Source organism: Rhizobacter sp. P3_B12 (assembly GCF_056402895.1).
Genome location: NZ_JBFUGN010000233.1, coordinates 1 through 7448, shown reverse-complemented (window position 1 = coordinate 7448; position 7448 = coordinate 1). Strand labels below are relative to the sequence as shown.

Here is a 7448-nt window from a genome sequence, read left to right as displayed (position 1 = left end):
CCCTTCGACAGGCTCAGGGCGAACGGATTGGCGCGGGTCAGGCCTCATCGGCCAGCGCCCGCAGCACATCCAGCAGCACGTTCGCGCCGTCGCGCAGCTGCCCGGGTGCGGTGAACTCGCGCGGGTTGTGGCTGATGCCGCCGCGGCTGGGCACGAAGATCATCGCCGACGGCGCGATGCGCGCGATCATCTGCGCGTCGTGCCCGGCGCCCGAGGTGATGCGCCGCTGCGTGAGCCCGCGGGCCGCGGCGGCGTGCTCGATGAGGCCCACCAGGTGCTCGTCGAAGCGCACCGGCTCGAAGCGGGCCAGCGAACGCGCGGTGATCGCCACACCCTGTTCGGCCGCCAGCCGCTGCATGAAGCCGGCGAGCTCGGACTCGGCGCGTTGCAGCGTGGCTTCGTCGGTGTTGCGCAGGTCAACCGTCAGCGTGGCGCGCGATGCGATCACGTTGATCAGGTTCGGGTGCAACTCGATCGCGCCGACGGTGCCGACCTGCGAGCCGCCGAAGCGCAGCGCCAGCTCGCGCACGAAGACGGCGATCGCCGCCGCGCAGTGGCCGGCGTCGCGTCGCAGGTGCATCGGCGTGGTGCCGGCATGGTTCGACTGGCCCTGGATCGCGATCGACTGCCACGAGATGCCTTGCAGGTCGTGCACCGCGCCGATCGCGATGCCTTCGGCCTCCAGCACCGGCCCCTGCTCGATGTGCAGCTCGACGAAGGCATGCGGGCGCAGCGTGCCGCAGCGCATCGCGCCGGCGAAGCCGATGCGTTGCAGCTCGTCGCCGAGGCGCGCGCCATCGGTGCCGATCGTGTCGAGCGCCTGCTGCAGCGGCAGCCCGCCGGCATGCACCAGCGAGCCCATCATGTCGGGCATGAAGCGCACGCCCTCCTCGTTGGTGAAGGCGGCCACCACCAGCGGGCGGCGCGTGCGGATGCCGTGCGCGTCGAGCCAGTGCACCACCTCCAGCCCCGCCATCACGCCGTAGATGCCGTCGTAGCGGCCGCCGGTGGCGACGGTGTCGATGTGCGAGCCGGTCATCACCGGTGTCAGGTCGTGCGTGCCGGCGCGGACACCGAACAGGTTGCCGATCTGGTCGACGTGCACCTCGAGCCCGGCTTCCTGCATCCAGCGCACCAGCTGCTTGCGGCCTGCGCGGTCGGCATCGGTCAGCGCGATGCGGCAGACGCCGCCGCCGTCGATCGCGCCGATGCGCGCGTGCTGCTCGATGCGCTCGATCAGCGCGGCCTCGTCGATGCCGTCGTTCGAGCGCCAGGCGGCTTGCGCGGCCAGCACCGTGCCCGCCGAGCGGCCGGTGAGCGACGCGTACACACCCGGCGCCGTCGAGCCTTCGGTGTTCAGCAGCAGCACGCGGGCGTTCGCGTCGAGACCCAGCTGACCGGCCGCGGCGATCAAGCCCGCCAGCCCGGCCGCGCCCGATTCGCCGGCGAGCACCGGCACATCGCCGGCACTGCCTTCGGCGAGCGTGCGCATCGCCTGCACGGCCGCGTCGTCGCTCACCGTGATGAAGGCATCGACGGCCGGCTGCAGGAAGCGCCACGCGAGCGGCGAGGTCTCGCCACACGCCAGCCCCGCCATCACCGAATCGACCGAGCCACTGGCGCGCGCCGGCTGCCCGCTGCGTGCGCTCTGCAGCAGGCAATCGGCCTGCTCGGGCTCGACGACGATGAACACCGGCCGCTGCGCGCCGAAGCGCTCCCAGAAGTGGCTGACGATGCCCGCGGCCAGCCCGCCGACGCCGCCTTGCACGATGACGTGCGTGAATGGCGGCCCCCCTGTTTCCAGCACCTCGTCGGCGATGCTGCCGTAGCCCTGCATCACGTCGCGCGGGATCTCTTCGTAGCCGTCGTACGAGGTGTCGGAGACGACTGTCCAGCCGTTCGCCGCGGCCAGCCGTGCGGCCTCGCGCACCGAGGCGTCGTAGTCGCCGGCGATGCGCACGATCTCGGCGCGGAACGCGGCGATCGGCGCCTCGCGTTCGGCGCTGACGTGGGCGTGCAGCACGATCACGCAGCGGCAGCCGATGCTTTGCGCGGCGGCCGCGAGCGCGCGGCCGTGGTTGCCGTCGGTGGCGCTGATGACGACCAGCTCGCGCAGCGCCTCGGCATGCTTCCCGGCCAGCAGGTCGGCCGCTTGCCAGCCGCGATCGGGCCAACGCCGCAGGATCAAGCGCAGCAGCGCGAGCGGTGCGCCCAGCGCCTTGAAGCTGCCGAGCGGCGAGCGCGTCGATTCATCCTTCACCGCGAGGTGGGCGATGCCCAGTTGCGCGGCCAACCGCGGTAGCGGCCACAGCGGCGTGGCGCCTTCGTTCAACAGCGACCAGGCGCGCAGCCAGCGCCGGCCCTCGCGCCCTGACTTGATATTCAGGATCGCCCGCAGCGCGTCGTCATACGGCCGGCGTTCGGCCCGTGGGTTGAGGAACAGCATCAGGCCTCCCGCCGCGGCAGCCGCTGGCGAATGATTTCCGCGAAGAAGCGCGCGCCGATCGGCAGCAGCGCGTCGTTGAAGTCGTAGCGCGCGTTGTGCAGCGGCACGGCGCCGGGGCTGTCGCCATCGCCGTTGCCGATGAAGACGAAGGCGCCGGGCACGACGCGCAGGAAGGCGCCGAAGTCTTCCGAGATCATCATCGGCGCGACCTGGTCGTCGACGCGGTCCGCGCCCACCACCTCCACAGCGGCGGCCACGGCCACCGGCACGCATTGCGCCCAGTTCACCGTCGGCGCGAACTCGTGCGTGTAGTCGACCTCGCAGCGTGCGCCGTGGGCGCTGCAGATGCCCTCGCACAGCTCGCGCATGCGCCGTGCGAGAAGAGCCTGCACCTCGGGCGCATAGCTGCGCGTGTCGCCCTTGATCGTGACGTGCGTCGGCAGCGCATTGCGGATGCCGTCGGTGACGAACTCAGTGCACGAGACGACGGCCGGCAGCCCCGGATCGACCGAGCGCGCGACGATGGTCTGCAGCGCCAGCACGATCTCGGCGCCGATCACCAGCGGGTCGACGGCCATGTGCGGGCGCGCCGCGTGGCCGCCGCGGCCGGTGATGCGGATCACGAAGTTGTCTTCGCTGGCCATGATGCCGCCCACGCGCGTGGCGATGTGGCCGACCGGCAGGCCGGGCATGTTGTGCGCGCCGTAGATCTCGTCGATGGGGAAGCGCTCGAACAGGCCGTCGGCCATCATCGCCGCCGCGCCGCGGCCGTGCTCTTCGGCGGGCTGGAAGATGAAGCGCACCGTGCCGTCGAAATCCCGCCGCTGGGCCAGCAACTGCGCCGCACCGAGCAGCATCGCCATGTGGCCGTCGTGCCCGCAGGCGTGCATGCAGCCGGGGTTCAGCGAGGCGTGGGCGCGGCCCTCGGCGGCTTCGGTGAGGGCGAGGGCATCCATGTCGGCGCGCAGGCCGATCGCGCCGGTGCCGCGGCCGACCGTCAGCGTGCCGACGACGCCGGTGCCGCCGATGGAGCGGTGCACCTCGATGCCCAGCAGCTCGAGCACGCGGGCCACGTGGTCGGCGGTGCGGCGCTCGTTGAAGCCGGTCTCGGGGTGGCGGTGCAGGTGGTGGCGCCAGCTTTGCAACTGGGCTTCGAACTCGGTGGCTGACGGGATGGACATCGCGGGCTCCGGGCGAGGCGGATGCTGCATTGTCGGCAGCAGCGCGTGAGCGGATTCACCGCGATTCAGCGTGGCGTGATGCGTTTGTCCCGTTTTGCTGGCCGAGAATGGGTGAATGGACCGACTCGACACCCAGATCCTGAACCTGCTGCAAGACGATGCATCGCTGCCGATGCGCACGCTGGCCGAGCGGGTGCACAGCTCGCCGGCCACGTGCCAGCGGCGCATTGCGCAGCTCAAGGCCTCGGGCGTGCTGATGAAGCAGGTGGCGATCGTCGACCGGCAGCGCGTGGGGCGGCCGCTGACGGTGTTCGTCTCGGTCGAGCTCGACAAGCAGAACGATGCGCTGCTGCGCAACTTCGAGAAGAAGATGGCCGCCGAGGACGACGTGATGGCCTGCTACGAGGTGTCGGGCGAGTTCGACTTCTTGCTGATCGTGAACTCGGCGTCGATGGAGCGGTACCACGCGTTCACGCGCGAGGTGTTCTCGTCGAACAACAACGTGCGGAATTTCAAGAGCACCTTCGCGATGAACTGTTCGAAGTTCGAGACGCGGATCGCGCTGGCCGAGCCGGGGGAGGCCGGGGCTTGATGACGGGGATCGAGGCGCTGTACTACGGTCGGCACCGGCTGACGTTTCGCATCGGCACCTACCTGGCGCTGATCCGCATGATGGGCATCGCGCACCTGGTGACCACGCTGTACGGGCATGCGCAGCTGGTGTCGCAGACGCAGGCGCGGCTGGCGCGCACGCGGCAGACGCTGCGCGAGCTGATCTGCCATGGCTTCGACAGCGAAGCGGGGCAGGCGGCGGTGCAGCGGCTGCGAGATGTGCACCGCCACGTGCCGGCGGATGCGAGCGACTACCGCTATGTGCTGGCGACGTTCTTCCTGGAGCCGCTGCGCTGGAACGACCGGYATGCACGGGTGAAGCTGGAGGCGCACGAGACGGCGCTGCTGCTGGGTTTCTGGCAGCGCGTGGGGCTGGAGATGGGGATGAGCGACCTGCCCGAGACGCTGCCGCAGTGGCAGCAGCTGCAGCGCGAGTACGAGGCGCGCTGCATGGCGCGCACGCCCGAAGGCGAACGCCTGGCGCGCCTGTGCCTGCGGGATGTGGTGAAGCTGACGGTGCCCTTCGGCACGCGCTGGGCGTTCCGGCAGGGGATGCTGGCGACGATGGAGCCGGGGGTGCGGGAGGTGTTGGGGTTGGGGGAGGCGAGGGGGTGGGTGCGGTGGATGGCGCGAGCTGTGTCGTGAAGATGGCACGGGCCTGCGGCCCCGGCCTTGTTGCCATGCCATGGAACGCAACGCAAAATGCCGGTACCTGCCCCACCAGGAGAAACGATGACACTGTTCGAGCGAAATGTGCTTGCTTATGAGCAACAACTTCCCCGCCTTCTTCAAAACGATGAGGGGAAGTACGCGTTGATCCGCCAAGCCGAAATCGTCGACGTGCTGGAGTCGGAAGACGCAGCCATCACGGCGGGATATGAACGCTTCGGCGCGAGTGACTTTCTGGTCAAGGAAGTGCTTCGCAGCGATCTGGAGCTCATCCAGCGCACATAGTCTGCATGCCTGCCACCGCGTTCCCGAAGTCGACACTCGGGGCGATTGTCCACGTTGCGCTGTTGCCCAGCTCGCGCCATCGTCTTGCGACCGCGAGCTTGCTCAATCCACCTGTGGAAGCTCGCATCCGCATGCTGCTGGATACAGGCGCAGAAAACTCTTGCGTTGACTGTCGGCATATCGATGCGGCTTGGAACCTTGCCCCTCTCACCTTTCATCTGAGCCAGTCCATGGGCAGCCTCAATCGTGTGCCGGTGTTCGACCTTGAGTTGAAGATCATGTCGGGACCGAACGCGACTTTGCCGTTCTGGGTGCACGATCCTCTGCTGATACCAGTCGGAGCAACAAGCCCTTTGACGGCCTTCCTTATGACGGCGTGATCGGGCGTAACGTCTTGGATCGTGGCGTGTTGATCTATGACGGAATCAACGCACATTGCACGTTGGCTTACTGAGCAGTTGCCTTCGAGTCATTGAGTAGTGATGAACCGCAGATGCGGATGCATCCACGCGGGAGCGAGCGGCAGGTCTTTCAGCAACCGAGCTCGATCCGCGGCGGACAAGGTCTTGCGCAGTGCTCGATGCGTTCCGGCGTGACGTGTTGCTCGCCGACGCTGCGCAGGGCAGCGAACACGAGGCTGCTCATGGGGCTGGCAGGAACACCGATTGCCCGCGCCCCTGAATGGACCGTCCCGATCCCGACAACGACACCCCCGAGCATCCCGCCGACGCGCCACCCCGAGCCGGCCTGACCCGCAACCGCGTCTCGGTCTTCGCGCTGGCCGTCATCACGCTGATCGTGCTGCTGCTGTGCTGGCGCATGACCGAGCCCTTCATGTCGGCGCTGGTGTGGGCGGTGGCGCTGGCGATCGTCGCGAACGGCCTGCACCGGCGCATTGCCCGGCGCATGGAGAGCCGCCCGAACCTGAGCGCCGGCCTGACGACGGCCTTGCTGGCTGCCGTGCTGCTGGTGCCGGCGGCGGCCGTGGCGCCGGTGGTGGTGGACAAGGCGCGCGAGGGCTGGGAGCACCTGCGTTCGGACGAAGTGCGCCAGCGCATCGACGAGCTGGTGCGCGACAGGCCCACGCTGGCGCGCGCCGTGGCCTGGGCGACGAAGCAGATGCCTTCGAGCGACGAGATGGCCAAGCAGCTGGCACCGCGGCTGCAGGGCTTCCTGACCGGATCGCTGTGGGGCAGCGTGCAGCTGCTGGTGACCTTCTTCGCGCTGTTCTACCTGCTGCGCGACCGCGACCTGGCGCTGCGCTGGCTGCGATCGATCCTGCCGCTGACAGGCCGCGAGACGAGCCGCATCTTCAAGCGCGTGGCCGAGGTGGTGCGTGCCAGCGTGCTGGGCACGGTGCTGATGGCGGCCGCGCAGGGGCTGCTGGGCGGGCTGATGTTCTGGTGGCTCGGGCTGCCGGCGCCGGTGCTGTGGGGGCTGGTGATGTTCGTGCTTTCGATGCTGCCGGTGCTGGGCGCGGCCATCGTGTGGATCCCGGCGGCGGGGCTGCTGCTGCTGGAAGGCAGCTGGGAGAAGGCGCTGATCCTGGCGCTGTGGGGATCGATCGTCGTCGCGCTGGTCGACAACCTGCTGTACCCGGTGCTGATCGGCCGTCAGCTGCGGCTGCACACGCTGCCGGCGTTCATCGCGATCGTCGGGGGCCTGGTGGCGTTCGGGGCGACGGGGCTGGTGATCGGGCCGCTGGCGCTGGCGATGGGCGTGGCGTTGCTGGAGGTGTGGCGCAGGCGGCTGCCGGCTCACTGATCGGTGCTGCGGCAGGCGGGGGTCGGTGCCGTGCCATCGAACCGGGCCTGCGTCCACGCCATCAAATCCTTCACCAGCGGCGAATCGGCCGCGACCAGCGACAGGTGATCCCGCTCCGCATACCGCCGGTGGTCGATCACCCGCCCCGCCTGGCAGCGCGCTGTGACGAAGCGCGACTGCAGCTCGGGCAGCACCACCTCATCCGCCAACCCTTGCGCCACCAGCACCGGCTGCACCCACGGCCCGAGCGGCGTGTTCTCGGCCAGCCGCTGGCCCAGCGCGCCACCCGTGGGCGGCGTGGAGAAGATGCTGCCCCCGGCCGCCACTGCCTCGAGCGCGGTGAACGCCGCCTTGCCGCCCGCGATGCAGCGTGACGCGATGTCGCGCGCCACCAGCGCCGGCCAGCCGCGTGCGTAGGCGTCGAACTTCACGTCGCCATACGTGTCGCTGTAGGCCTGCAGCACGTACGACGAGGTGATGCGGCCGAGCGG

At 69.5% G+C, this 7448-nt stretch carries 8 protein-coding genes and 1 pseudogene; 5 read left to right on the top strand and 4 right to left on the bottom strand.

What is annotated here, in order from left to right; genetic code table 11:
• Nucleotides 1-37: 37 nt before the first annotated feature.
• The 3 genes and pseudogenes from AC1D01_RS14450 to AC1D01_RS14440 all read right to left on the bottom strand — a co-directional run bounded on the left by AC1D01_RS14450 (nt 38) and on the right by AC1D01_RS14440 (nt 3627).
• Nucleotides 38-1291, bottom strand: coding sequence for a Zn-dependent hydrolase (locus tag AC1D01_RS14450; RefSeq protein ID WP_477867320.1), 1254 nt, complete (start codon nt 1289-1291; stop codon nt 38-40).
• Between the two features lie 18 nt (nt 1292-1309).
• Nucleotides 1310-2446, bottom strand: a pseudogene (locus AC1D01_RS14445) (diaminopropionate ammonia-lyase); the annotation flags it as partial.
• Entirely contained in the window at nt 2446-3627 is a 1182-nt protein-coding gene (locus tag AC1D01_RS14440; protein ID WP_477867318.1) for a M20 aminoacylase family protein, read from the bottom strand. The pseudogene AC1D01_RS14445 and the gene AC1D01_RS14440, both read right to left, overlap by 1 nt.
• Before the next feature lie 115 nt (nt 3628-3742).
• On the opposite strand from AC1D01_RS14440, the gene AC1D01_RS14435 reads away from it, so the two are divergent.
• From AC1D01_RS14435 to AC1D01_RS14415, 5 genes are all read left to right on the top strand, one after another.
• Nucleotides 3743-4219 carry an Lrp/AsnC family transcriptional regulator gene (locus AC1D01_RS14435; protein ID WP_047507213.1) on the top strand — a complete coding sequence of 159 codons (477 nt, stop codon included), beginning with the start codon at nt 3743-3745 and terminating at the stop codon, nt 4217-4219.
• Nucleotides 4219-4884 carry an oxygenase MpaB family protein gene (locus tag AC1D01_RS14430; RefSeq protein ID WP_477867316.1) on the top strand — a complete coding sequence of 222 codons (666 nt, stop codon included), beginning with the start codon at nt 4219-4221 and terminating at the stop codon, nt 4882-4884. Before AC1D01_RS14435 ends, AC1D01_RS14430 begins: the two co-directional genes overlap by 1 nt.
• Nucleotides 4885-4971: 87 nt before the next feature.
• A complete protein-coding gene (locus AC1D01_RS14425; protein ID WP_477867314.1) occupies nt 4972-5193 on the top strand; it encodes a hypothetical protein in 222 nt (73 codons plus the stop codon).
• Between the two features lie 5 nt (nt 5194-5198).
• The gene (locus tag AC1D01_RS14420; RefSeq protein WP_477867312.1) at nt 5199-5573 is read left to right on the top strand and encodes a hypothetical protein; all 375 of its coding nucleotides are present in this window, start codon (nt 5199-5201) and stop codon (nt 5571-5573) included.
• 301 nt (nt 5574-5874) lie between these two features.
• The gene (locus AC1D01_RS14415; protein ID WP_477867310.1) at nt 5875-6957 is read left to right on the top strand and encodes an AI-2E family transporter; all 1083 of its coding nucleotides are present in this window, start codon (nt 5875-5877) and stop codon (nt 6955-6957) included.
• Here AC1D01_RS14415 and AC1D01_RS14410 read toward each other — a convergent pair.
• On the bottom strand, nt 6951-7448 hold a 498-nt coding region (locus tag AC1D01_RS14410; protein WP_477867308.1), incomplete at its 5' end, for a hypothetical protein. The two genes, AC1D01_RS14415 and AC1D01_RS14410, sit on opposite strands and share 7 nt — an antisense overlap.